This window comes from Nitrincola nitratireducens (assembly GCF_000585235.1).
In the GTDB taxonomy this organism is placed as follows: Bacteria; Pseudomonadota; Gammaproteobacteria; order Pseudomonadales; family Balneatricaceae; genus Nitrincola; species Nitrincola alkalisediminis.
Genome location: NZ_AONB01000003.1, coordinates 138,534 through 161,584, shown reverse-complemented (window position 1 = coordinate 161,584; position 23,051 = coordinate 138,534). Strand labels below are relative to the sequence as shown.

Below are 23,051 nucleotides of genomic sequence, written 5' to 3'. Positions count from 1 at the left end.
TGAGCGATTATGTGCACGAACGGGATCGTCAACTATGAGTAATACAGTGTCGCCAAAAGGCGTAGACGAGTGGCTCTCCTTCTTAGCAGACAAGCCACTCCCCGTCCGTGCTAGCACACTTACCCGACTAAAAAAGGCCTTACACAGCCCTTCCAGCACATTAGTTACCTTGCCGCCCATTATTAGCCATGATCCCGTACTGTGCTTCCATTTATGCTGTGAAGCACAGCGACTGCTGGCAAGCCGTCATGCCAAAGTCACCAGTTTGAGCCATGCTGTGCAGGCACTGGGATTTGACCGAATCGAGCAATTGGTCGCAAGTTTAACCATTTTAAAACTGAACCCAAACAGTACTCCGCAAAAGATGTACTTTAGAGCGATTGCAGACAGCCATCATGCCGCGACGCAAGTGGCGGACTGGTTGCACTTACGCAATGCAAGCTATCGCGAAGAAGCCAAAATGGCCTCTTTATTCTATGGTTTTATTCATTGGCTCATGTGGCTATACGCCCCTTTTCACAAAGAGGCCTATCAAGAAAAAGTGTACAAACACAATCAGGATGTCGTACTCGCAGAGCACGATGTGTTCGGCTGCACCCTGCAAGAACTGGGGCAAAAGCTAGGCGCTCTTTTACATGTACCCGAACTGACACTTGAGGCGTTAAACCACGATTCATCCCCCACGTCCTCATTGCTCGGCCTTTTGCATCTTAAGGCCATGGGAGATGCGCGTTTGGAGATAAAGGACCTTAGAGAAGTTAACCATTTGATTCAACAACCCTTCTTCCCAGTGAAACTGAGCAATTGGCTATCACTCACAACGACAAGGGGGTGGGATAGTGATAAAGCGAAACGGATTTTTGAGATTATCACTGATTACTTGCAACTTCGAGGATACGAAGCACAAGCACGCTTGCACGCCCAATGTGCTGAATCCGCTCGACAGTATCATCTACCCGGCGTCCTATCGCCAGCCACAGAGTTGTTATGGATCAGCTCAACCCCCTATATTCCAGGCTTGTTTTCAATCACAGAAAAGGCACAAACCGAATCACTGTACCCACCCTTTACGATACCCGTATCCACCCCCATACCTCCAACCTCTGAGGTAGACACCACACAGGAGCGACCTACTCCCGAATTCGCTGATTCCGAACTTTATAAACACATTGCTACCCAGTTTCACTCAGCCGATAGCGGTTACAGCCGCCCTGCACAGGTCTTAAAGGATTTATTGAAGGGACTAAAGCTAGGGCTGGGACTCGAAAGGGTCTTGTTGCTTTCGGTGGACATCCCCAACAATCGCATCCAAACCAGCTATCAGGTCGGGTTTGGCAAAGACCATGAAGTGGCGGCGTTCGAGATGGCCTATGACATCCCTTCGCTACTGAAACGTCTCTGTGAAAAGCCAGCCAATCACGTGTGTCAAAAGTCAAACCGCCAACAAACACACCAAGCGCTTCCCCATGACTTTTTAAGGCATATTTCGCCGAGTGATTTCATCGTGATGTCGATTTTTTGCAACAAAACCCCTATCGGCATAGTCTATGCTGACAGAATACCGAATTCGCTTGAACTGGAAGACTTTTATTGCGAACGCTTTCGCTATCTGTGCTCCTCAGCGACCCTAGCCATGAAATATATGAAACAGGACTGAATGTGAACAAAGCTCTTTTTATCGGTTTCCAAAAACTAGTGCCTCAACATTGCTTATCGCGCCTCGTCGGATCTCTGGCAAATTGTAAAACACCTTGGGTTAAGAAACGTTTTATCCACTGGTTTCATAAGCAGTATGCGATAGACATGAAAGATGCACTGGTAGAAGACATCGATGCTTATGCCTGCTTTAATGACTTTTTTACTCGCGCACTCAAGCCTGATGCTCGCCCCATTGATACCAACCCGCTGAGCATCGCATCGCCTGCGGATGGTGCCATCAGTCAAATAGGTAAGATTGAGCATGGCCGCGTTTTCCAAGCCAAAGGACGTAGCTATGGGGTAACCACGCTGTTAGGCGGCGATGAATCACGTGCTCAGCCTTTCATCAACGGTGATTTTGCAACCATTTACCTGTCGCCGAGAGATTACCACCGAGTCCATATGCCGATTAGCGGCGTATTAAAAGAGACGGTTTACATCCCCGGCGATTTATACTCAGTGAATCAAACCACCGCCGAAGAGGTTGATCAGCTGTTCGCGCGCAATGAGCGTTTAGTGGCCCTTTTTGACACTGAAATCGGCCCCATGGCCATGGTATTAGTCGGTGCCATGATCGTTGCAGGCATTGAGGTTGTCTGGCAAGGACAAGTGCTCCACCTCTGAAACAACCTAGAATCCTAGATCGACAATTTTCACCGCCGATTAATTTAGCAAAAGGCGAAGAAATGGGGCGTTTTATGCTAGGTTCTACCGTCATTTTATTGTTTGGAGAAAATGCAATTGAATGGGCGGATGCTCTCAAGGCCAACAGCCCTGTTCAACTTGGTAAGCCTATTGCACAGTTCAAAACATCCGTGAACACCTAATATCCATGCATTTTATCTGATGATAGTCCATCAGAATCTGTCTAAAATAGTATGAGTTACTTCCAATAAACGAGCAGAGTGTTTGGACAATATGGATTTATCACAGCATGTCTTGTTGAGCCATCTCAATGGTAGCGTTGTAAACGGATTGTTTGAGTGTGAGCAGCCCGCTTCATCATCAAACTGTTGTGTTACGCCACTTATTCATCAAACATTACTGTCTGTTGAAGGCCCTGATGCGCACACTTTTCTTCAGGGTCAGCTCAGCTGCGATCTCCGTGAAGTGGATCAAGACGGTAGCCGCCTAGGGACCCATTGCAACATCAAGGGGCATATTGTCAGCCTGTATCGTGTTATGCGCTCCCCGGCTCAAGGCTATTGGTTACGCGTGCAACACGATATGGCGGATACGGGTTTCAAGCTACTTAAAAAGTACAGTATTTTTTCCAAGGTTAGCCTGCAACCGCTCTTTGAATCTCACTCAGGCTTGGGGTTTTCGGGCGCATCGGCACTTGCCTGTTTAGAGCACTGCCTCGGACAGTCCCTTGCCATGGAAGAAGGCTCGTTCATACGCCATGCCGATTGGACCCTGACACGGACTCCTGGAAATCGTTATGAGCTCTGGGCAACAACCGAGACACTGGTCAGCCTACTACCCGAGGTCCTAACATTGGCCTCACCGGCGCCAACTGAGCAATGGATATTGCAGGACATAGAACAAGGTCTGCCGGATATTCGGCCGGAAACACAAGAAAGCTTCATCCCACAAATGGTCAATCTGCAGGTTTTTAAAGGCATTAGCTTCAACAAAGGTTGCTATACAGGGCAAGAAATTGTGACGCGCTTGCAACACCGTGGGCAACTTAAAAAACCCATGTACCGCGCAAAGGTCACCGCAAAACAGGCACCGCTTCCTGGTAGTCTGATAAATAGCGACTCTAAAGAGGGGGTGGGTCAAGTGGTAATAGCCGCTTCAAACGCTTATGAAAGCCAATATGAGCTATTGGCGGTCATTAACAAAGTAAGCGCCGAAAATGAGCAGCTTTTCCTTCCAACAGGTGAGCCCATATCACTTTTAGAATTGCCGTATCAGCTAGACCCTAGACTCTTTGAGAGCAAGCGCTAAAAAAATAAAAAAAACGCATTTTTAGCGCTTTTTAACGTGAATTTGACAGTGCAAGTTGGAAATAATTCAATTACACTTAATCAAGTCTCACTCTGATTGCGTCAGCAAGCGAACTTATTTTAAGGAAGCGTTAACCATGATCCGGAAGGTTTCTCTAATCGCGTTAGGTTCTGTTCTGTTAAGCGGATGTTTTAATGTACAGACCTCCCAAGCACCGATTGCCACTACTTATCCATTAACTACGCAGCAAAAAATGCAAGCCGCCCATCATTGGGATGTGTTGGCGATGCACCAAGCTGAGCAGATAATGAGCAATGAACTTCTGCTGGCTAGACCCCTTTACATTAGTGAAGATCAAGCTACGAGCCAGTTCACTCAAGCGTTTGGATCGCTTCTGACCAGTCATCTGGTTAGCCGTGGAGCCAGCGTTAAAACAACCGAGGCAAACAGTTTAAGTGTGAGTTTCACGGTACAAGCCGTCAAACACAAAGATCGTGGTTATGTTCGTGCACCTCAAGGCGCATTAACAGCGCTAACCGCAGGGATTGCCGTCGCAACGATTCCGTACAACAAACTCAGCGAGCCAGCGTTAACCCTAATCCCTCTTGCCGCCACTGCCGACCTATTTAGCGGTAACTGGACCAGCAAAAGCGATCAGGAAGTGATTATCACCACGCAAGTAACAGATAGAGACAGAATTTTATATTCAACCTCTAACATCTATTACATCAACGGCGGTGACCATGATCACTATCAATCTCGCCGTGTGACACCCACTCGCACTGTTAACTTAACGAATAATTGGTAAGGAGTACCTAATGAAAAGAATTGGAATTCCTTCGTTGCCGCAAGCAGCCATCCTGTTTTTGGTTATGCTTTTTGCTGTTGGGTGTAGCAGTAATCGCCCTGTAAATGCGGCAAGCCAAGACGTTCAAGTGGATGTTGTCGGTGAGTTGCGTAAAGCGTCCAAGCATCTTTTTGCAGTCACAGCTCCGCTTGATATTAGCCAACCTGTGCTAACGGCCAGCTTTGCGAGCATTGACGACTTGCAACAATCTTCAACGTTCGGTCGTCAAGCGGCTGAAGTCTTCACATCTGAACTTGCACGCACTGGAGTGCCTGTTGTTGAGGTGAAAATGCGTGATAGCCTGTTCATTCAAGAAAGAACGGGCGAATTGATGCTTTCCAGAGAACTTCGCCACCTATCGAGCTCACACAATGCTCAGGCGGTTCTTGTCGGTACTTATGCCGTTGGCGGAACGCACTTGTATGTTAACGTACGTGTCGTTCGCACAGCCGATAATGTCATCTTAGGCTCACATAACTTCAGCCTACCGATCAATCGCGACATTCGAAGCATGCTACCTAGACGCTAAGATAGGCCTTCATCAAAAAAACCAGAGCAATGTCTCTGGTTTTTTTTGCTTCTCACTGACACCCTGATCTCAAAAATGCCCTCTTTTTAACCCTACAAATTACTATTAATGCTATTGATAATAATTATCAATAGTAATAGTATGAGGGTAATCACTCAACTGGAGCTCTCATCATGACCGAACAAACAGCTTGTGACTTATCGGAATACCTGTCGTATCACTATGATGAAATACACGCCTATTTAAGCGGCCGCTTTGGCTCAGAAGGCTTCGCTGAAGAAATCATTAGCGATCTGCTTTTTTATTTATGGAATACGCCTATGACGGCCCTCCCTCAGCAAGCCATGCAGAATATTCTCATGCTCGCAGGCCGATTAGGAAACTATCGGAAGCAGCGCCAAAAGCTGATTAGAGACGATTTACAGATTAAACACTATCAGGTAGCTGCCAGTTTATCGGCGCTTGATGGTGTTGCTCTAAATAAAGGTTAGCCTGACTAAAATGACGACATCCCAAAAAACCACGATGCGCGGATAAAGGCGATGGATGAGGTGATTTAAGCACTAAGTGCTTATTTAAATTGATCACACTTCCCTTTTTTTGCGCATAACTCCCCCAGAGCATAAAGACAACGTTTTCACGCTGCTCATTCACCAACCCAATAATACGGTCGGTAAAAGCCTCCCAGCCTTGCCCCTGATGCGCATTCGCTTTGCTGTGTTCGACGGTTAACACACTGTTGAGCAGAAGCACTCCCTGCTCTGCCCAAGTGTCTAGATAGCCATGTGAAACAGGCCTAACGCCAAGATCTGCTTGCAGCTCTTTGTAGATATTCTGCAAAGACGGAGGCACCCTCACCCCGGGCCGAACCGAAAAACACAATCCATGCGCTTGACCGGGCTGGTGGTAAGGGTCCTGCCCCAGAATCACAACTTTCACCTGAGACAAAGGGGTTGCTTCCAATGCATGAAACCATTCATTGGAAGGTGGAAAAATCACCTTATGGGCATCTTTTTCAGCACGCAAAAACTGCTTTAGCGCCTGCATATAGGGCTTTTGCAGCTCATCGTCCAAATAAACTTTCCACTCAGGTGCTTTTTCCAATGCCATTCGACTATTGACTCCGAGGACGCATCGCAGGAAAGAGAACAACGTCTCTAATCGAAGGTGAATCTGTGAACAGCATCACCAAACGGTCAATCCCTATACCTTCACCCGCTGTTGGCGGAAGACCGTATTCTAGAGCATTGATGTAATCCGCATCGTAATGCATGGCTTCATCATCACCTGCATCTTTTTCTTCGACTTGACGACGGAAACGCTCTGCCTGATCTTCTGAGTCATTTAACTCAGAGAAACCATTAGCAAGCTCACGTCCACCGACAAAAAACTCAAATCGATCGGTTACATGAGGGTTTTCATCGTTTAGACGCGCTAAAGGACTGACCTCGGTTGGGTATTCTGTAATAAAGGTCGGCTGATCTAAATGATGCTCAACCGTTTTATCAAAAATCTCCATTTGCACACGGCCCAGCCCCCAGTTATCCATAAGGCTAATCCCTAAACGCTCCGCTATTTGACGTGAAGCATGCAAATCAGACAGGGCTTCTGGCGCTATATCAGGGTTGTAATGAAGGATAGAATCAAACACACTGATGCGACGGAAAGGTTTAGAAAGATCGTATTCAAAACGCTCCAACACATCACCGTCTTCATTGCGAACAGTATTCACAATCGTCGTCGTACCCAGAATATCCTGAGCCAAGGTGCGCAACATATCCTCAGTCAAATCCATGAGATCATGATAATCCGCATAGGCCTGATAAAACTCAATCATGGTGAACTCAGGATTATGACGAGTTGATAGCCCTTCATTTCTAAAGTTTCGATTAATCTCGAACACACGCTCGAAACCGCCCACGACCAAACGCTTCAAATACAGCTCTGGGGCTATACGCAAATACATTTCTAAGTCCAAGGCATTGTGATGCGTCACAAATGGCTTGGCTGTCGCGCCACCCGGTATGCCATGCAGCATAGGGGTTTCGGCTTCGATAAAGCGACGATTAATCAGGTACTGACGAATACCTGCAACGATTTTAGAGCGAGTTTCAAAAACCTTACGCGACGAGTCGTTGGTAATTAAATCGACATAACGCTGACGGTAACGCATTTCGGTGTCTTGTAAACCCTTGTGCTTTTCGGGCAATGGACGCAAGCTTTTGGTCAGCAACTGAAACTCTGCCATATCAACGTAAAGGTCGCCTTTACCGGACTTATGCAAAATCCCCTTAACGCCGACAATATCGCCTAAATCCAATGACTTAGCGAAGGCTCTCGCCTCTTTATTGACATACAACTGGATGCGACCGGTCATGTCTTTGAGCACGATAAAAGCGCCTCGATTTAACATGATCCGTCCGGCGACAGCTACGGTTATGGCCTCTTCTTCAAGCTCTTCCTTGGTTTTAGCACCATAGGCCACTTGCAAGTCGTCAGCATAGCTGTCACGACGAAAGGTATTTGGAAAAGCATTGCCCTGTTGACGAAGCGCGGTGAGTTTTTCGCGGCGCTCAGCAATAAGGCGGTTATCATCTTGTGTAACTTCAGACATGAAGTAATTACCCTAGCTATCTAAAAATTCAATCAAAGACCGGCTTTCAAGCTGGCAACAATGAACAAATCCAGTTCACCATCCAGAACGCGGTCACAATTCGAGGTTTGCACATTGGTTCGAAGATCTTTAATGCGCTGATCATCTAACACATAGGAGCGTATCTGACTTCCCCAGCCAATATCGGCTTTTGAGTCTTCGAGCTCTTGTGCCGCAGCGTTACGCTTTAACATTTCCATTTCATATAGCTTAGAGCGCAACTGCTTCATACAGACGTCACGGTTTTGGTGCTGTGAACGAGCTGACTGACTTTGAACCACAATTCCTGAAGGTTCGTGTGTAATTCGCACCGCAGATTCTGTTCGGTTAACGTGCTGACCACCCGCACCTGAGGCTCGGTAAACATCGACGCGAAGATCGGCAGGATTGATTTCAATCTCAATATTGTCGTCTATTTCTGGCGACACAAACACGGACGCAAATGACGTATGGCGTCGACCACCTGAGTCAAAAGGCGATTTACGGACGAGACGATGCACCCCTGTTTCTGTTCTTAACCAGCCAAATGCGTACTCGCCTTCAAAGCGAATCGTCGCACTTTTGATACCGGCAACATCCCCATCTGATACTTCGATCAGTTCGGTTTTAAACCCCTTATCTTCACCCCAACGCAAATACATGCGCAGCATCATATTGGCCCAATCCTGAGCTTCTGTGCCCCCCGAACCTGATTGGATATCCAAGAATGCATTGTTGGCATCCGCCTCACCAGAGAACATTCGGCGGAACTCCAGATCCGCCAACTGCACACCGAGCGCCTCGACATCAGCCAACACTTCGGCAAGGATCTCTTCATCCTTCTCTTCAAAGGCTAAATCCAGCAAATCACGCGTATCGGCAATGCCTGAAGACAATTGATCAAGCGTTTGTACTGTATGACTTAAAGCCGTGCGCTCACGACCCAATTGCTGCGCATTTTCGGGCTGGCTCCATACATCGGGGTTTTCGAGCTCTCGCTCAACCTCTTCCAGACGCTCTTTTTTTGCATCATAGTCAAGATAACGCCGCAAGGTAGCCGTGCGCTCAGCGTAATCTTTGAGGTTATTCAGAATAGGGTTAATTTCCATGATAGAACTTACGGACTCAGGGTTCAAATAAAGCCCATAGTTTACCTGAAATGGATCAATCTTTGAATTATAGAAGAGGGACACAGGGGAAAATCTGGCAGGAAAAATCCACAGATTCCAGCCAGATTCGAGACGAAACGTTACTGTCTTTCGCGGAAGTTGTCGTGACAAGCACGGCAGGTTTGACCAAGTTGCCCCACCGCAGGACGCAGTGCTTGCAATTCGCCTTTTTCAGCTGCCGCCACTAGCTCGGCTGCATGCTCCTGAAAACGTTCCATACCCGCCGAAAACTGCTCGAAGTTATTCCATATCTCAGGTTTAGCACCGCCCCCTTGAGTACCCTCACCAAACCCTTCTAGTGGCATGTAACTCAAAGCGGCTACCTGACGTGCATGATGCAGAGCGGCATCCGCGTCAAAGGCTTTATCTCCACGAGCCATGGCACCCAGTGGATCCATGTGCCACTTCACCGCTTTATAAATGGACTGGCGATATTCGATTGATGCATCAGCATCTGCCATTACATGGCCCGCCGACACAAAAGCCACCGAAGCCAACATCGACATTGCAAGCTTTCTCATATTAATATCCTTTTTCATTTTCAGGTTAAACCCATATCAGTTTATACTGATATCGCCTTAGTTTAGATCTTTTCGAAAGCCTTGCATACCTCATCAAGCCACAGAGCAACACGCTCTGCTGTCTCAGCATGCTGACCGTCTTCATCCAGCGCCAATCCAACAAAATGCGTTCCATCCGCATTTAGTGCTTTTGAAGCTTCAAAGCTATAACCTTCGACAGACCAAGGCGCAACGAGTTCACCGCCCCTCTCCAACAACACATCGGCTAACATCCCCATTGCATCGACAAACCATTCTCCGTAGCCTATTTGATCGCCCAAGCCAAATAGGGCAATACGTTTACCCACAAAGGACATGTTTTGCAACGCCTGCCAATGCTCAGCCCAATCCTCCTGAAGCTCACCAAAATCCCACGTGGGTATCCCTAAAATGAGGCAAGGATAATTACCAAGAGCCGATACACCTTCATGAGCAATATCGTGCAGATGGGCAACGTCACCCAATTGCTCAGCGATTAAATGTGCAACATCTTCCGTATTGCCCGTCGTTGACGCATAAAAAATACCAATATCCACGCTGCAATGTGTATCCATTACTTATATTGTGTGAAACGAGTCAGCGAACCCGACGCCAGTTTTTCGACTGCCGCACGAGCATCTTGCATGGCTTTAAGGTTTTGCGCATTTGCAGATCTCAGTGTTTGCTCAAGCTCTTTCGCGTAAGCCTGTTGCAACTCCAATAACTCAGCTGGTGTTTTGCATTTTTGAATCGCTTGCGTTTGCTGCATTGTTGCTTCTAAAAACGCCTTGGTACATTCCATTTGATGGCGACTTAACTCTTCAAACATCTGAGTTTGAATGGACACGAGATCTTTGAACGGCTCCATCGACTCATTCATAAATTTTGTCATATCCTGAAACATGTCATCTCTCCTGCAATCAAATATAATTAGGTGTATCTTATACATTCTTTAATTATCGGTGAATTATTCTTTCTGGCAAGCTTCATTGGAATTCTCTTGCCTAATTTTGTTAGAGGCCACTTTATGAGACTGTTACACACTATGCTTCGCGTCGGCAACTTAGAAAAGTCACTGGACTTCTACACCAATGTATTGGGCATGTCCTTGCATCGACAAAAAGACTATCCCGAAGGTCGATTCACTCTGGCATTTGTCGGGTATGGTGACGAATCTAAACACTCAGCCATTGAACTCACGCACAACTGGGACACAGACGCCTATGAGCTGGGCACAGGCTTTGGGCATGTCGCGATTGAGGTCGACGATGTCTATGCCGCGTGTGAGCGCATCAAAGAAAAGGGTGGAGAGGTGGTTAGAGAAGCCGGGCCAATGAAACATGGCAACAGCATTCTTGCATTCGTCCGTGATCCAGACGGCTATATGATCGAGCTTTTGAGCCCTAAACGCCAAGATTAAACCGAACAACCGCCTTATGGCGGATGTTGATAGGCGTTTTTTTTGGTACTATTCGTTCATTAAAATAATTTAAAATTTTGCCAAGCCTATTAGGCTTGGCTTACTTATATATTGGCTGCTCAATTCGACCTGTACACAAAATAAATGCAGGTAAACTAAATTTGACTCGATCCTATCGAGAGGTATGCGTTTAATGAAAAGATCTACTCTCATGGCAGCAGCAGGCCTCCTGTTTACACTTCAGTTCAGCCCCGTTTCTGCTAACGACATTAAATCCGCCCAAGAAGCCATTGCGTCGCAAAACTACTCTGCTGCGCTAAACATCCTGCAACCCATGACAAGGGACGGCAACTTAGAGGCCGCAAATTTGTTAGGGCAAATCTTCGAGAATGGCTGGGGAGTCACCGAAGACGCGATTGAAGCGGAACGACTCTACAGCATCGGTGCCAACCAAGGCCACCTAGACAGCGTAACCCGTTTACGTGCACTGAAAAACAAAGCCTATGCGGTGGAGTTTAAACGCTTAAGCCCTCTGGCTGAGGCTGGCAATGCCGAGGCACAAAACACCTTGGGTGAAATGTACGAGTTTGGCAAGGGTGTTGAACGCAATACAGAAGAAGCCTATCGCCATTACAGTTTAGCGGCCGATCAAGGCTTAGTTGCTGCTTGGCACAATCTAGGCCGCTGCTACAATTTTGGTACAGGAACTGAGCAAAACTATGAAACCGCTGAGCACTGGTACAGACAAGCCGCTGAGCGTGGTTACACTCAATCTCTTTTCTTTTTAGGTACACTCTATGCCACCGATCATGGCACAGATGACGCTTACAGCAGTGACATTATCGCGTTTGCTTGGTTAAAAAACGCAGCTGACTTGGGTGATAAAACCGCTCAACCGATTGCGCAACGCTTGCTCATGAAACTAAACGATACCGAAGTTGAAACGGCAAAGCAGTTGGCAGAAACCTACAAAGCTCGATACATCAACTAACCTATCAACCGACATGCCTTCTCTTAAAATGAGTTAGGCATGTCGGTTGAAGTTTGGAATAGACTCTATGCTACTCAACTCCCAACGCCCATTTCGCGGACCGCAATCAGACATGCGCCCTGCAAGCCTCGCCAAACGTCTTTTGGCGATGCTCTACGATTTCATGATTATTGTCGCCATCTGGATGATCACAGGCTTTGTGGCTGTTGGCCTTAACGATGGCGAAGCCGTTGAAGGCCCCGCCCTCAAAAGTGCACTATTCATCATTACATTTTTGTTCTTTGGTTTTTTTTGGACGCGCAACGGACAAACACTCGGTATGCAAGCCTGGAGAATTCGAGTCCAGTCACTGGGTGGCTATAAGCTCACTTGGACTCAGTCTTTATTGCGTTTCTTCTTAGCCGCTCTATCCATGCTCTGCTTTGGTTTAGGCTATCTTTGGATGCTTTTCAACGACGAAAAATTGACTTGGCACGACAAACTGTCTGAAAGCTGTGTCGTACAACTGCCTAAGAATTGATACCCGAGACGTCTTTTTCATGCTAAAAAAAGCAGGCTTTAACCTGCTCTTTTTAGCAACAGTGACCCCACAGCAACGCTGATCAGAATCGGCAAAAGCGTTGCAAGCAAGGGAGGAAAGCCGAAAACACTGCTGGCAGGCCCCAGCAAATCCTGTCCAAACTTAAACACCAGCCCCAGCACAACACCTGTAATAATTCGTTGTCCCACCGACACACTTCGTAAAGGCCCAAAAATAAACGAGACACCAATTAAAACTAAGGCCCCGATTGATAAAGGCTGTAACAACTTTGCCCAAAAGGCCAATTGATAGGTGTCTGCATTCACACCTTGGGCTTCTAAATACTGTGAATACTCATACAATCCCGTAATCGACAAATCCTGAGGTTCCACAACCACCACAGACAAGAGCTCCGGCGTCAAACCACTGTCCCATCGCTCTTGCAATCGAGATTCAGATCGGACGTCCTGATCGGATAAAAACGAATGTTCAACTGAACGAAGAAGCCAATACCCCTCTGGTTGATATTCAGCACTTTGCGCGAAACTGCTTTCTCGCAGTTGCTTATTATCATCAAATAAATAGCGCGTAACGCCATGCAGCTTGGCGCCCGACTCAACAGCGTTGATATGAATAAACAAACTGCCTTCTTTATGCCAAAGACCCGCACGTGAAAACACCATGCCGCCGCCCGCCATTGCAACAGCTCTCACACTTTGAGCACGTTGTTCTGTGATTGGAGCGATATACTGTCCCAGCAAAATACCGCCCAACGCCAAAAGTGCGACGGGCTTAAACACGGCCAAGAGAATTCGAGCCGTTGAAAAACCAGCCGCCCTCATGACAGTCAGTTCGCTGTGTGATGCCAGCATACCCAAACCGAGCATAGCCCCCACCAGACTGCTCATCGGTATAAATTCATAAACGCGCCGTGGAAAGGTCCAAGCTACATAGGACATAGCCCCAGACAAGGTGTAGAAGTCATTAAGATTGCTCAACTGATCCAAAAAGGCCATGAGACAGTCAAGTCCAATAATCACCAAGAGCACCAAGACTATTGAGCGCAGGACATGCCCCATGATGTATCGATCCATCAGATTCATGCGACCTCCTTCTTACGCACAACACTCAAGACAAGGCTGACACAATAGCGCCCCACTCGACCCCAAAACTCAGAGAGTGCAATCAAATTAAAGGCCAAACACATAAAGCCAAAATGAACAGCCCAAATACTCGCTGGATGACCGCCTTTTTCGATTGCGGAGCGTGCAGTTGTAAGCAATCCCACATACAGTAAATAGCCCAAAATGGCTGGAATAAGCCGCGCAAAGCGCCCCTGCCTTGGATGTGCATGACTTAAGGGAACCGCAATTAACGCAACCACCAAGGCCAGCACAGGCAATGACAAGCGCCAATGCAACGCAGCAATTGATTTCGGGTCTGACTCTTGCATCAACTGCAAGGTCGGGGTTGCATCCGTATCACTCATTTCATGGCTAAAATCAGGTTCAGGCAACAAAATCCCATATTCACGATAGGCAATTTCAGTAAACGCCAAATCGCCTGGGCGTCCATCGTAACGATAGCCATTATGCAAGACTAAAAAGCGCTGATTCTGCTCTGTCAGCAGTCGACGTTCAGCAGACTCGGCAAATAACAGCACGGGAGCCCCGTCTTTCGTTTGCTGTGCCACAAACACTTGCTTGAGTCGGTCATCTTCAAAGCGCTCGGCATAGGTCACTTGCCCTTGTCCTTGCGACAAAAAGCGCCCGGGGGTGAGCATGTCCAATTCACTGCGCGACTCTTGCTGAAGAAACACCTGATTGGCTTGAGATAAGCCGTAAGGGGTTAACCATAGGGACAAACTGGCCACCAAGGCACTGATGAACAGCGCAGGCCCAAGAGTATAGGTGACCAAGCGACGTGTACTGAATCCAGCCGCCTTCATGACTACCATTTCACTGTCGAGGTAAAGACGACCGTACCCCAATAGCACCCCCAAAAACAGTCCCAACGGGAGTAAAAGCTCAAGAAAACCTGGCATGCGGTAGAGTAAAATTAAAAACACCGCCACAGCCTCGAGCTTACCTGCCGCTGCATCTGCGAGGTATTTCGCCAGTCGTGCGCTGATAATGATTAGCATCAACACCGATGTCACAGCAAAGGTACTGATTCCAACTTCACGGAATAAATAACGAAATAAGATCAAGACATAATCCTAGTCGAGAGCATAGAGATAAAGGATACAAATGGTTTATAGTGGTATTATCTCTTAATCGCATTTGAATGTCTTGCTTGGAGCCCACATGTTTTTTGAAATCGTGAATGACAGCCCTGTTAGTTTAAACGCTGACTGTTTAGTCATCGGCCTCGAAGCCGATGGCAAACTAACACCCACAGCCACTGCTGTTGACCAAGCCTCAAACGGGCACTTAAGCCAACTGATCAAGATGGGCGATCTGACTGGAAAATCAGGCGAACAGCAAATGCTGTTTAACCTGCCAGGTATTGCCAGCCCTCGCGTGCTGGTTGTTGGCTTAGGCAAATCGGATGAGCGTAAAGATCGACACTTTCGCAAGCTCATCAAAGGCTAGATACCCTACTCACTAAACTTGCCTGCAAGCACGTTGTGCTGGCTCTGGACGGTTTAGCCAGTGAACACCAAGATGTTTACCGCCAAACACGCTTACTTGTTGAGTGGATTTCCACTGATTTTTATCAGTACGACACCACAAAGAGTAAAAAAGCTGAGCCGACTCGCATAGAACAGCTATCGATTTACCTTGAAGACAGCTTAACTGAGCTTGGCGAAAGCGCCCTTTTGGATGGCGTCGCTATTTCAAATGGTATCAATGCTGCCAGAGAACTGGGCAACCTTCCGGGCAACATTTGTACACCGACTTATCTTGCCAATAAAGCCAAAGCCCTTGAAAGCGAGTTCGACACCCTCAAAGTCAAGATTCTTGAAGAAGACGACATGGACAAACTCGGCATGCACAGCCTGCTATCCGTAGGCCGTGGCAGTGCCGAGCCGTCTAAATTGATCGTCATAAAATACCTCGGTGGCGATAAAAACGACGCACCTCACGTATTGGTTGGCAAAGGCATCACCTTTGATACAGGTGGCATCAGCTTAAAGCCTGGCGCTGGCATGGATGAAATGAAATTTGATATGTGCGGTGCTGCAAGCGTACTGGGCACTATTGAAGCCGCCGCCGAAATGCAACTCCCGCTGAACATTATTGCCATCGTTGCCGCCGCTGAGAACATGCCAGGTAGCAAAGCCACCAAACCCGGTGATGTTGTGACAACACTTTCTGGCCAAACTGTTGAGATTTTAAATACCGATGCTGAAGGTCGCTTGGTGCTGTGTGATGCCCTCACCTATGCAGAGCGCTTCAAGCCTGCAAGTGTGATCGATGTTGCAACCCTCACAGGTGCTTGCATTATTGCACTGGGGCACCATGCGTCTGGGTTGTTATCAAACAATGACTCCCTCGCTGAAAACCTCCTCAAAGCAGGTGACTACGCATCAGACCGCGCATGGCCTCTGCCTTTATGGGATGAGTACCAAGAGTTGTTGGACTCAAACTTTGCCGATATGGCCAACATTGGTGGACGCTCAGCGGGCACTATCACAGCTGCGTGTTTCTTATCACGTTTCACAAAGGCTTACCCTTGGGCACACTTGGACATAGCGGGCGTTGCCTGGAACAGTAATGGTAAAGAGAAAGGCGCAACGGGCCGCTGCGTTCCATTATTGTGCCAGTACTTGATCGATCTGGCTGAAAGCATCGACATGCCTGAGCATGACCACCACTAATGGCGAGAGCAGATTTTTATATTCTGCCCCAAGCAGATGAACAGAGTCGTTTTACGTTCATCTGCCGGGTGTGCGAAAAGGCACTTGATCAGGGGTTGAGGGTCTTTATTTATACCCGCGACCCAGCTCAAGCTGAGTATTTAGATCGTTTTATGTGGGGCTACCGCGAAGACAGCTTTTTACCGCATCACCGCATTGGGCAAACGCCCAGTGCGCCGATTAGTATTGGCTGGGGGGAGCAAGCGCCCGATCATCGATCACTGTTTATTAATGCCGCCGATCAATTGATTGAGTTGGCCTTTGAGTTCGATCGCATAGCCGAAATCGTTGTTCAAGATCAAGCATTGCTGGATGCGTCGCGCCAAAACTATGTGCGTTGCCGTGATCTTGGCTATGAACTGAATCGTGTGGATATGAGAGCGCGCCAAGGCTAATCCACCTAAGCGCTCGATAATCAACATAAAATTCGCGTATCCTTTCGCACATCAAAAATAGCTAACCACCCCAGATTACTGGGTAAGGTTAGTCACTGTTGTTAGCGCTTGTTACGTAAATGCACGAGGCTTGCGTTCGCATTTTGCATTCGCACAGCCTCTGCCACTTCGCGCGTCACAACGGTTTTACCAATTGGCGCTAAAGCGATGCCCGCAAGTTTTAAGTGCTGAATCGAAAACGGAATACCGATAATCGTCATAAAGCACAACACAGCCGCAAACACATGCCCAATCGCTAACCAAATACCCGCAAAAATGAACCAAATAATATTGCCAAGCCCACCCAGCGCCCCTGTGCCTATATCAGACTGCTGATACAACTCTTCTCGACTGATTGCCTCTTTACCAAACGGAAAAAATGAGAACTGCCCCATCACAAAACATGACCGCCCCCATGGAATACCCACCAGAGTGATAAAGGCAAGTACACCCACAATCCACCATAGCAGCCCCATGAATACGCCGCCCAATACAAACCAAAGAAAATTACCGATAACTCTCATATTTCACTCTATGATTCCTTAACATGTTGGGCGTATGCTATGCCTTTTAGACAGTCGAATCTATTTAATTTATCAAACTGAACCGGAGCACTTCGATGGCACCTCTTACCTTAAAAAATCTTGGATGTATTGGACTACTGCTCACCTTTACACTCAACGTAAACGCTAGCGAATACTGGACAGGTGGTATAGGTTTGGAGTCACGCCAAGAAGCACCACAAAAAAATACGCGTTTTGAGTTTTTTGATCAAAGTCGAGCTTATATTGCCGATATTGACTTTACGATTACCAATTCCACAGGGGATACCCTTATCGAGGGTCTTGCCACAGGACCTTGGCTTATTTTAGAGCTACCGGATGGGCTATACACCTTTACAGGTACGCAGCGCGACACAAAAACACAACGCCGTCATCCTTTCTCTGTTCGTCAGGGTCAGTCCCAAACGCATCGAATACAGTACTAATCCATTACAACGCTACACCCTATCTTGATGAGTCGTTATAATATCGAGTTTTCCGGAACATCGTATTATAACGATCGCCCCCCGGCCCGATTATTAAATGACCGAGAGCAGCATGGATAAGACCTATCAGCCACAAGATATTGAACGCACCTGGTACGAAAAATGGGAAAAAAGCAGTTACTTCGCCCCATCTGGTCAGGGCGAAGCTTACAGCATCATGATTCCGCCTCCCAATGTCACCGGCAGTTTGCATATGGGTCATGCCTTCCAAGATACCATCATGGACTGCTTGATTCGTCATCAGCGTATGCTGGGGAAAAACACGCTGTGGCAAGCCGGTACCGACCATGCAGGTATCGCAACACAAATGCTGGTTGAGCGTAAACTGGCTGCAGAAGAAGGCAAAACCCGCCACGACTTAGGCCGAGAAGCCTTTATCGACAAGATCTGGGAATGGAAAGAAGAGTCCGGCGGCACGATTACCCGCCAATTGCGACGCATGGGAGCCTCCATCGACTGGACCCGTGAGCGTTTCACCATGGATGAGGGCTTTTACAAAGCCGTACAAGAAGTCTTTATTCGCTTGTACGATGACAAACTGATTTACCGTGGTAAACGTCTTGTTAACTGGGACTGCAAACTACATACCGCCATCTCTGATCTGGAAGTTGAAAATAAGGATCAATCAGGGCATTTATGGCATTTCCGTTACCCACTGGCCGATGGCATGAAGACCGCTGAGGGTAAAGACTATATTGTCGTTGCCACCACTCGACCCGAGACCATGCTGGGCGACACAGCCGTTGCGGTAAACCCCACGGACACACGCTATTCATCTCTTCAAGGTCAGTTTGTGGAGCTTCCGCTTGTCGGACGCCGCATTCCAATTATTGCCGATGACTATGTCGATGCCGAATTTGGTTCGGGCTGTGTCAAAATCACCCCAGCCCATGACTTCAACGACTACGAAGTCGGCAAGCGTCATCAACTGCCGATGATCAACATTTTGGACCCTAACGGTGCAATCTTAACCCGCGCCGAGGTTTACAACAGTGACGGCAGTGTAAACGGCGATCTGGACGACAGACTGCCCGAAAGCTACCACCTGCTTGATCGTTTTGAGGCCCGTAAACGGATCGTTGAAGCGTTTGACCAACTCGGTCTCCTTGAAAAAATTGATGATCACGCCTTAAAAGTGCCCTACGGTGATCGCTCAGGCGTTGTGATCGAACCTCTGCTCACAGACCAGTGGTTCGTTGCTGTTGCCGACTTGGCCAAACCGGCTATTGAGGCGGTAGAACAAGGCGATATCCAGTTTGTGCCGAAGCAATACGAAAACATGTATTTTTCATGGATGCGTGATTTGCAAGACTGGTGTATTTCTCGCCAACTCTGGTGGGGACATCGTATCCCCGCTTGGTATGATGACTCCGGCAATGTCTACGTTGCCCGCACAGAAGCCGAAGCGCGTGAAAAGTATCAGCTGGGTCACGACCTCCCCTTAACACAAGACAATGATGTTCTGGACACCTGGTTCTCCTCTGCTCTTTGGACCTTTGGAACCCTGGGATGGCCAGAAAAGACACCTGAGCTGGAAACCTTCCACCCCAGCAGCGTGTTGGTGACAGGCTTTGATATCATTTTCTTCTGGGTTGCCAGAATGATCATGTTCACCCTCAAGTTCACTGATCAAGTTCCCTTCAAAAAGGTCTACGTGCACGGTTTGGTACGTGATCAAGAAGGTCAAAAGATGTCAAAATCCAAAGGCAACGTCCTTGACCCCTTAGACCTCATTGATGGTATTGAGCTGGAAACACTCGTTGAAAAACGCACCGGCAACATGATGCAACCTCAATTGGCTAAGAAAATTGAAGCGCAAACGCGCAAGCACTTCCCAGAAGGCATTGCGCCCTATGGCACAGATGCGTTACGCTTTACCTTCTTATCCTTGGCGTCCACCGGTCGTGATATCAAGTTCGACATGAACCGCATGGAAGGCTACCGGAACTTTTGCAATAAGCTCTGGAATGCAACACGCTATGTGCTCATGAACACGGAAAACCAAGACTGCGGAATTCAGGATGAGCCCGTTGAACTCTCGCTGGCTGACCGTTGGATCATCTCAAGACTGCAAGAAACAGAAGCGCAAATCGCCAAGCATTTTGAAGAGTATCGTTTTGATTTACTCTCAAACGCCCTGTATGAGTTCGTCTGGAATGAATACTGCGATTGGTATCTTGAACTGTCAAAACCCGTACTTTGGGATGAGCACGCCTCGCTGAACGCCTTCGAGGCACACGTCGCACGCTTGTTCGCGTTCTTGAAGCAATACTGCGTTTAGCGCACCCCATGATGCCCTATATCACTGAAGAGATCTGGCAAAAAGTCGGTCCTTTAGCAGGCAAAACAGGCGATACTCTGATGCTTCAGCCTTATCCTATCGCTGAGCCTCATAAAATAGACAGCCAAGCGAGTAGCGATATAGAGTGGTTAAAGGGCGTCATGCTCGCTATACGCAATATCCGTGGTGAAATGAATATTGGCCCAGGAAAGGCCATTTCAGTGCTTCTGCGCAACACCGACGCTGAAGATGAACGACGCCTCAAAGCAACCGAATCTTTGTTAATTAAACTGGCAAAACTCGACAGCATTGAGCGCCTGGCTACCGATGCTGATGCACCTATGTCCGCAACTGGACTGGTGGGCGCAATGGAAATCCTGGTGCCCATGGCAGGCTTGATTGATAAAGATGCTGAGCTTGCCCGCTTGAATAAGGAAGTTGACAAACTCAATAAAGAAATTGAGCGTTTGGCTGGCAAATTGTCCAATGAAGGCTTTGTCAGCAAGGCCCCTGCTGAGGTCGTTGCTAAAGAAAAAGACAAATTAGCAGATATGCAAGCGGCTTGCTCTCGCTTATCAGAGCAAAAAGCATCAATTGAAGCGATGTAAACTGGAAGCAATGTAAAGGTTAGGAGCCTCAAGGCGCTGATCTCTTTAAAAGGAGCAGTGCCTTGACTGGTGAACGAACGCCGAAGCAAAAAAACTCCCTGCTCGTCTAACACCAGCAGGGATATGTAGCGTCTCTCGCCCAACTCTCAACAGTCTTTTTAATTGACGATCAAACGACCCATACAAAAAACGAATTCTGGCACAGTAAACGCGTTTACTTCTTTTGATCTTCATTCATTAGTTGACGCATTTTTACACCCGCCCAAATCATAGCAGCAGTAATGCCCACCACACCGATCAAACTTGGAACCAGAACTTCTAAACTGTGAACATCGATACCAAACATAACCCACCTCTCTCAGACTCTTTAGCGTATGAGAATAGGTTACTTGGATTGAACTGGTCATATATTGATCTAACTCAACGAACGAGACTATTCTGCTTAATCCGTTCAAAGACGCTTTCCTTTACCTCATTACGATTCAAGCTGGTCTATACTGAACATGAATGAATACGTTTTTGGGAGGACATATGAGCAAACTTAATCAACGCTGGACACCCGAACAGCTTTTGAAAATGAATGAAGAGAGCTTTATGGTGGAAGTGCTCGACATGATTAAATTCTCACCTGAAATAGATGATACCGACGCTCAGGTGAATACGATGAAACAGAAACTAACCCTGATTGAGGAGATGATTCAAACAAGGTTAGCCACGAAAAAATAACTCAACTCACAACCCACGAGGAGGTGCGCTACTCTTCTTCAATTAATATCCACTGCTCGGGTAAGGAAATCTGCTCAGGCAAGAACCTAGGCCCTGATACCAACACATCGGGCCAGGCTAGCAGCATAATGGCCAACACATTACGATGTTCCCCTCGTTCCAGATGGAATACACCTTCTGGCGAGGGGATCATCCGGTGTTCGACATCAAAACTCTGTATCAAGGCCTGTTGAATCTGTGTAACAGCCTCTGGCTCGGGATTGCCTAGCAGCATCAAACTGATGCCAACCTCCGCCAGTATATCCTCTGTCGTATCGCGTAAGAGTTGTTCCCTATTGGCGATAAAATAGTCTGCAATCCAGCCCAACGCCGCCTCATCGGCTGGCTGTTGATAGTAACGGCTGTCAGCAATAACGACATGGGTTAACCCATAAATTTTATTTCGATACTGATTCAGGCTCAGCACAGCATCACGCTCGGATGGGTATATATGCTCGAAAGCTGACAAAAATTCATCGCGATAGTCAGCAATACCTAATTGGTGCAAAAACCAAGCAATATTGGCCGCTTGCGCCGCATAATGTTGAATCGCATTTGGATGGGTCACAAGCCCTAAAAAATCGGCCTCTGTCAGCACTTGATACACACGCTCAGATTCGTCACCCAGCGCCCAGTCGAGAAGTCCGTAGTACTCAAGCTGAATCATTCTAAACAGCAAACTGCGCGCAAACGCCATGCCTTCAAACTCTGACAATAGCTGTGCCCGCTGAATTTGCCGTTCAGTTCTTCGCGGCATGGATTCAAGCATCGTTTGGTTGCGGCTTTGAACATAGTACTCATCAGCCAGCAACTCATCGATATCTTGACGCACACTTTTCACTAGGTTTCCAGCGTATAAACGATTGTAAAACAAATACTCTGGATCCCCTGTGATGCGATACAAGCGTTGCGCATAGTGACGTTGTTTAGAGAGAGGCAAGCTGTGCATTTCAGACTCATATCGATCTCGAATGAGCTCGGCCACCTCCAACCGGGTGAGCGACTGCGAGGTGGATGCTCCCGTGCACCCTGTCGCAAGCAACAGGATAAGCATAACCACGCCGAACAATCGAAACGACACACACGACCACGGACTTAAACGGCGCATACATTCTCCTAATACAACAAACTGTTGTTTGTCATATTAAATCAGACCATCAAATATTTAAAACAATATTTTTTAAATAGAAATTGAATAGTCAAAAAAGAATTAAGATCACTCAAAATCTATTTTTAATCAAACACGTAGCGCAAAAACATCTTGTTATTCATTACCTTACCCACATAAAAATCTCTAAATACATTTTACAAAGACCACAAATAACATTTAAAATCAAATACTTAAATAGACACAAAAATCTATTTTAATTTGCAAGCTATCAATAAGTTCTTTAAAATAGTCATAAATTAGTTTAGAGCATTCGAGATAGGCTTTTAATCATGCAAGAAAAGGAAATACGATTGCTTTTTAAGGCAGGCGTCTTTGAGTCGTGTCAGGCTATTCCTGTCTCTATGTCACGAGGATGGACTCTCAAATTTATTACCAAAGACAAAGAAGTGATTACGCTCAATCTTCAAAGGGCTAACTCGGAGCGAGAGTTCAAAAGCTTAGACGGTGCATCCGCTGTCGCCAAACGCATTGGCTTTGATTGGCTAAACGTGCAAATTGGCGAGTTGCAATGGCGAGAAAAGGTTTCTTAAATGTAAGCGCTCCCTCTTTGGCAACGCCAACACTAACCATACCGCGCTTGATTT

27 protein-coding genes and 1 pseudogene are annotated in these 23,051 nt (G+C 47.2%); 17 read left to right on the top strand and 11 right to left on the bottom strand.

Annotated features, from left to right (window positions below):
* The first annotated feature begins 34 nt into the window (after positions 1 to 34).
* The 7 genes from D791_RS04730 (at position 35) to D791_RS19970 (ending at position 5,518) form a co-directional block, all read left to right on the top strand.
* Positions 35 to 1,657, top strand: a complete 1,623-nt coding sequence (locus tag D791_RS04730; protein ID WP_081763728.1) for an HDOD domain-containing protein — start codon at positions 35 to 37, stop codon at positions 1,655 to 1,657.
* A gap of 2 nt (positions 1,658 to 1,659) precedes the next feature.
* Complete coding sequence (gene asd / locus D791_RS04725) at positions 1,660 to 2,322, top strand: archaetidylserine decarboxylase (RefSeq protein ID WP_337588603.1); 663 nt, start codon at positions 1,660 to 1,662, stop codon at positions 2,320 to 2,322.
* Between the two features lie 74 nt (positions 2,323 to 2,396).
* The gene (locus D791_RS21690; protein ID WP_337588602.1) at positions 2,397 to 2,525 is read left to right on the top strand and encodes a hypothetical protein; all 129 of its coding nucleotides are present in this window, start codon (positions 2,397 to 2,399) and stop codon (positions 2,523 to 2,525) included.
* Positions 2,526 to 2,616: 91 nt separating this feature from the next.
* Positions 2,617 to 3,651, top strand: a complete 1,035-nt coding sequence (gene ygfZ / locus D791_RS04720) for a CAF17-like 4Fe-4S cluster assembly/insertion protein YgfZ (protein ID WP_051514200.1) — start codon at positions 2,617 to 2,619, stop codon at positions 3,649 to 3,651.
* A gap of 136 nt (positions 3,652 to 3,787) precedes the next feature.
* Positions 3,788 to 4,459, top strand: coding sequence for a hypothetical protein (locus tag D791_RS04715; protein WP_036508436.1), 672 nt, complete (start codon positions 3,788 to 3,790; stop codon positions 4,457 to 4,459).
* A gap of 10 nt (positions 4,460 to 4,469) precedes the next feature.
* Positions 4,470 to 5,027: a FlgO family outer membrane protein gene (locus D791_RS04710; protein ID WP_051514198.1), complete on the top strand. Its 558-nt coding sequence runs from the start codon at positions 4,470 to 4,472 to the stop codon at positions 5,025 to 5,027.
* Between the two features lie 173 nt (positions 5,028 to 5,200).
* Positions 5,201 to 5,518: a hypothetical protein gene (locus D791_RS19970; protein ID WP_157682228.1), complete on the top strand. Its 318-nt coding sequence runs from the start codon at positions 5,201 to 5,203 to the stop codon at positions 5,516 to 5,518.
* Here the strand turns inward: D791_RS19970 and ung are convergent.
* The 6 genes from ung to D791_RS04680 all read right to left on the bottom strand — a co-directional run bounded on the left by ung (position 5,454) and on the right by D791_RS04680 (position 10,271).
* Positions 5,454 to 6,137, bottom strand: a complete 684-nt coding sequence (gene ung / locus D791_RS04705) for a uracil-DNA glycosylase (RefSeq protein ID WP_036508433.1) — start codon at positions 6,135 to 6,137, stop codon at positions 5,454 to 5,456. The two genes, D791_RS19970 and ung, sit on opposite strands and share 65 nt — an antisense overlap.
* A 4-nt stretch (positions 6,138 to 6,141) precedes the next feature.
* Entirely contained in the window at positions 6,142 to 7,641 is a 1,500-nt protein-coding gene (gene lysS, locus D791_RS04700) for a lysine--tRNA ligase (RefSeq protein WP_036508431.1), read from the bottom strand.
* Between the two features lie 32 nt (positions 7,642 to 7,673).
* A complete protein-coding gene (gene prfB / locus D791_RS04695) occupies positions 7,674 to 8,768 on the bottom strand; it encodes a peptide chain release factor 2 (protein WP_089503603.1) in 1,095 nt (364 codons plus the stop codon).
* A 140-nt stretch (positions 8,769 to 8,908) separates the two neighbouring features.
* On the bottom strand, positions 8,909 to 9,349 hold the full coding sequence (locus D791_RS04690; RefSeq protein ID WP_036508428.1) for a c-type cytochrome: 441 nt from the start codon (positions 9,347 to 9,349) through the stop codon (positions 8,909 to 8,911).
* Between the two features lie 62 nt (positions 9,350 to 9,411).
* Complete coding sequence (locus tag D791_RS04685) at positions 9,412 to 9,924, bottom strand: flavodoxin (protein ID WP_036508686.1); 513 nt, start codon at positions 9,922 to 9,924, stop codon at positions 9,412 to 9,414.
* A gap of 17 nt (positions 9,925 to 9,941) precedes the next feature.
* The gene (locus D791_RS04680) at positions 9,942 to 10,271 is read right to left on the bottom strand and encodes a phasin family protein (RefSeq protein WP_036508425.1); all 330 of its coding nucleotides are present in this window, start codon (positions 10,269 to 10,271) and stop codon (positions 9,942 to 9,944) included.
* A gap of 123 nt (positions 10,272 to 10,394) precedes the next feature.
* On the opposite strand from D791_RS04680, the gene gloA reads away from it, so the two are divergent.
* The 3 genes from gloA to D791_RS04665 all read left to right on the top strand — a co-directional run bounded on the left by gloA (position 10,395) and on the right by D791_RS04665 (position 12,298).
* Positions 10,395 to 10,787 carry a lactoylglutathione lyase gene (gene gloA, locus D791_RS04675; RefSeq protein WP_036508422.1) on the top strand — a complete coding sequence of 131 codons (393 nt, stop codon included), beginning with the start codon at positions 10,395 to 10,397 and terminating at the stop codon, positions 10,785 to 10,787.
* A gap of 193 nt (positions 10,788 to 10,980) precedes the next feature.
* Positions 10,981 to 11,778, top strand: a complete 798-nt coding sequence (locus D791_RS04670; protein WP_036508420.1) for a tetratricopeptide repeat protein — start codon at positions 10,981 to 10,983, stop codon at positions 11,776 to 11,778.
* A gap of 67 nt (positions 11,779 to 11,845) precedes the next feature.
* The gene (locus D791_RS04665) at positions 11,846 to 12,298 is read left to right on the top strand and encodes an RDD family protein (RefSeq protein ID WP_051514195.1); all 453 of its coding nucleotides are present in this window, start codon (positions 11,846 to 11,848) and stop codon (positions 12,296 to 12,298) included.
* A 38-nt stretch (positions 12,299 to 12,336) separates the two neighbouring features.
* On the opposite strand, the gene lptG is transcribed toward D791_RS04665, so the two are convergent.
* Both lptG and lptF read right to left on the bottom strand, forming a co-directional pair.
* The gene (gene lptG / locus D791_RS04660; protein WP_036508418.1) at positions 12,337 to 13,401 is read right to left on the bottom strand and encodes an LPS export ABC transporter permease LptG; all 1,065 of its coding nucleotides are present in this window, start codon (positions 13,399 to 13,401) and stop codon (positions 12,337 to 12,339) included.
* On the bottom strand, positions 13,398 to 14,507 hold the full coding sequence (gene lptF / locus D791_RS04655; RefSeq protein ID WP_036508414.1) for an LPS export ABC transporter permease LptF: 1,110 nt from the start codon (positions 14,505 to 14,507) through the stop codon (positions 13,398 to 13,400). The genes lptG and lptF overlap by 4 nt, the downstream gene beginning before the upstream one ends.
* 97 nt (positions 14,508 to 14,604) lie before the next feature.
* Between lptF and D791_RS21685 the strand changes: the two genes are divergently transcribed.
* The 3 genes from D791_RS21685 to D791_RS04645 are packed head-to-tail and all read left to right on the top strand — an operon-like array spanning position 14,605 to position 16,555.
* Positions 14,605 to 14,892, top strand: coding sequence for a M17 family peptidase N-terminal domain-containing protein (locus D791_RS21685; RefSeq protein WP_337588601.1), 288 nt, complete (start codon positions 14,605 to 14,607; stop codon positions 14,890 to 14,892).
* 35 nt (positions 14,893 to 14,927) lie between these two features.
* Positions 14,928 to 16,121, top strand: a complete 1,194-nt coding sequence (locus D791_RS04650; protein ID WP_337588600.1) for a leucyl aminopeptidase — start codon at positions 14,928 to 14,930, stop codon at positions 16,119 to 16,121.
* Positions 16,121 to 16,555, top strand: a complete 435-nt coding sequence (locus tag D791_RS04645; RefSeq protein WP_036508411.1) for a DNA polymerase III subunit chi — start codon at positions 16,121 to 16,123, stop codon at positions 16,553 to 16,555. Before D791_RS04650 ends, D791_RS04645 begins: the two co-directional genes overlap by 1 nt.
* 101 nt (positions 16,556 to 16,656) lie before the next feature.
* Here D791_RS04645 and D791_RS04640 read toward each other — a convergent pair whose 3' ends face one another.
* Positions 16,657 to 17,118, bottom strand: a complete 462-nt coding sequence (locus D791_RS04640; RefSeq protein ID WP_036508409.1) for a YccF domain-containing protein — start codon at positions 17,116 to 17,118, stop codon at positions 16,657 to 16,659.
* A gap of 95 nt (positions 17,119 to 17,213) precedes the next feature.
* Between D791_RS04640 and D791_RS04635 the strand changes: the two genes are divergently transcribed.
* Both D791_RS04635 and D791_RS04630 read left to right on the top strand, forming a co-directional pair.
* Positions 17,214 to 17,582, top strand: coding sequence for a hypothetical protein (locus D791_RS04635; RefSeq protein ID WP_036508407.1), 369 nt, complete (start codon positions 17,214 to 17,216; stop codon positions 17,580 to 17,582).
* A gap of 112 nt (positions 17,583 to 17,694) precedes the next feature.
* Positions 17,695 to 20,531 (top strand): annotated as a pseudogene (locus tag D791_RS04630) (valine--tRNA ligase).
* Between the two features lie 214 nt (positions 20,532 to 20,745).
* Here D791_RS04630 and D791_RS21355 read toward each other — a convergent pair.
* A complete protein-coding gene (locus D791_RS21355) occupies positions 20,746 to 20,877 on the bottom strand; it encodes a hypothetical protein (protein ID WP_272944811.1) in 132 nt (43 codons plus the stop codon).
* A gap of 185 nt (positions 20,878 to 21,062) precedes the next feature.
* Here D791_RS21355 and D791_RS04625 point away from each other — a divergent pair, with 185 nt between their 5' ends.
* Complete coding sequence (locus tag D791_RS04625; protein ID WP_036508405.1) at positions 21,063 to 21,257, top strand: hypothetical protein; 195 nt, start codon at positions 21,063 to 21,065, stop codon at positions 21,255 to 21,257.
* A gap of 28 nt (positions 21,258 to 21,285) precedes the next feature.
* Here D791_RS04625 and D791_RS04620 read toward each other — a convergent pair whose 3' ends face one another.
* Positions 21,286 to 22,404, bottom strand: coding sequence for a DUF3541 domain-containing protein (locus tag D791_RS04620; RefSeq protein WP_051514192.1), 1,119 nt, complete (start codon positions 22,402 to 22,404; stop codon positions 21,286 to 21,288).
* Positions 22,405 to 22,736: 332 nt separating this feature from the next.
* On the opposite strand from D791_RS04620, the gene D791_RS04615 reads away from it, so the two are divergent.
* Positions 22,737 to 22,997 carry a hypothetical protein gene (locus tag D791_RS04615; RefSeq protein ID WP_036508402.1) on the top strand — a complete coding sequence of 87 codons (261 nt, stop codon included), beginning with the start codon at positions 22,737 to 22,739 and terminating at the stop codon, positions 22,995 to 22,997.
* Positions 22,998 to 23,051 lie beyond the last annotated feature (54 nt).

Excerpts from the sequence above, each read along its gene's own strand:
- lysS (WP_036508431.1), bottom strand. The coding sequence starts at position 7,641 with ATGTCTGAAGTTACACAAGATGATAACCGCCTTATTGCTGAGCGCCGC.
- D791_RS04625 (WP_036508405.1), top strand. The coding sequence starts at position 21,063 with ATGAGCAAACTTAATCAACGCTGGACACCCGAACAGCTTTTGAAAATG.
- lptG (WP_036508418.1), bottom strand. The coding sequence starts at position 13,401 with ATGAATCTGATGGATCGATACATCATGGGGCATGTCCTGCGCTCAATA.
- gloA (WP_036508422.1), top strand. The coding sequence starts at position 10,395 with ATGAGACTGTTACACACTATGCTTCGCGTCGGCAACTTAGAAAAGTCA.
- D791_RS04645 (WP_036508411.1), top strand. The coding sequence starts at position 16,121 with ATGGCGAGAGCAGATTTTTATATTCTGCCCCAAGCAGATGAACAGAGT.
- ygfZ (WP_051514200.1), top strand. The coding sequence starts at position 2,617 with ATGGATTTATCACAGCATGTCTTGTTGAGCCATCTCAATGGTAGCGTT.
- D791_RS04730 (WP_081763728.1), top strand. The coding sequence starts at position 35 with ATGAGTAATACAGTGTCGCCAAAAGGCGTAGACGAGTGGCTCTCCTTC.
- D791_RS19970 (WP_157682228.1), top strand. The coding sequence starts at position 5,201 with ATGACCGAACAAACAGCTTGTGACTTATCGGAATACCTGTCGTATCAC.
- ung (WP_036508433.1), bottom strand. The coding sequence starts at position 6,137 with ATGGCATTGGAAAAAGCACCTGAGTGGAAAGTTTATTTGGACGATGAG.
- D791_RS21355 (WP_272944811.1), bottom strand. The coding sequence starts at position 20,877 with ATGTTTGGTATCGATGTTCACAGTTTAGAAGTTCTGGTTCCAAGTTTG.
- D791_RS04620 (WP_051514192.1), bottom strand. The coding sequence starts at position 22,404 with ATGCGCCGTTTAAGTCCGTGGTCGTGTGTGTCGTTTCGATTGTTCGGC.
- D791_RS04670 (WP_036508420.1), top strand. The coding sequence starts at position 10,981 with ATGAAAAGATCTACTCTCATGGCAGCAGCAGGCCTCCTGTTTACACTT.
- D791_RS04640 (WP_036508409.1), bottom strand. The coding sequence starts at position 17,118 with ATGAGAGTTATCGGTAATTTTCTTTGGTTTGTATTGGGCGGCGTATTC.
- D791_RS04665 (WP_051514195.1), top strand. The coding sequence starts at position 11,846 with ATGCTACTCAACTCCCAACGCCCATTTCGCGGACCGCAATCAGACATG.
- D791_RS21690 (WP_337588602.1), top strand. The coding sequence starts at position 2,397 with ATGCTAGGTTCTACCGTCATTTTATTGTTTGGAGAAAATGCAATTGAA.
- prfB (WP_089503603.1), bottom strand. The coding sequence starts at position 8,768 with ATGGAAATTAACCCTATTCTGAATAACCTCAAAGATTACGCTGAGCGC.
- D791_RS04710 (WP_051514198.1), top strand. The coding sequence starts at position 4,470 with ATGAAAAGAATTGGAATTCCTTCGTTGCCGCAAGCAGCCATCCTGTTT.
- D791_RS04690 (WP_036508428.1), bottom strand. The coding sequence starts at position 9,349 with ATGAGAAAGCTTGCAATGTCGATGTTGGCTTCGGTGGCTTTTGTGTCG.
- D791_RS21685 (WP_337588601.1), top strand. The coding sequence starts at position 14,605 with ATGTTTTTTGAAATCGTGAATGACAGCCCTGTTAGTTTAAACGCTGAC.
- D791_RS04615 (WP_036508402.1), top strand. The coding sequence starts at position 22,737 with ATGCAAGAAAAGGAAATACGATTGCTTTTTAAGGCAGGCGTCTTTGAG.
- D791_RS04715 (WP_036508436.1), top strand. The coding sequence starts at position 3,788 with ATGATCCGGAAGGTTTCTCTAATCGCGTTAGGTTCTGTTCTGTTAAGC.
- D791_RS04635 (WP_036508407.1), top strand. The coding sequence starts at position 17,214 with ATGGCACCTCTTACCTTAAAAAATCTTGGATGTATTGGACTACTGCTC.
- D791_RS04680 (WP_036508425.1), bottom strand. The coding sequence starts at position 10,271 with ATGTTTCAGGATATGACAAAATTTATGAATGAGTCGATGGAGCCGTTC.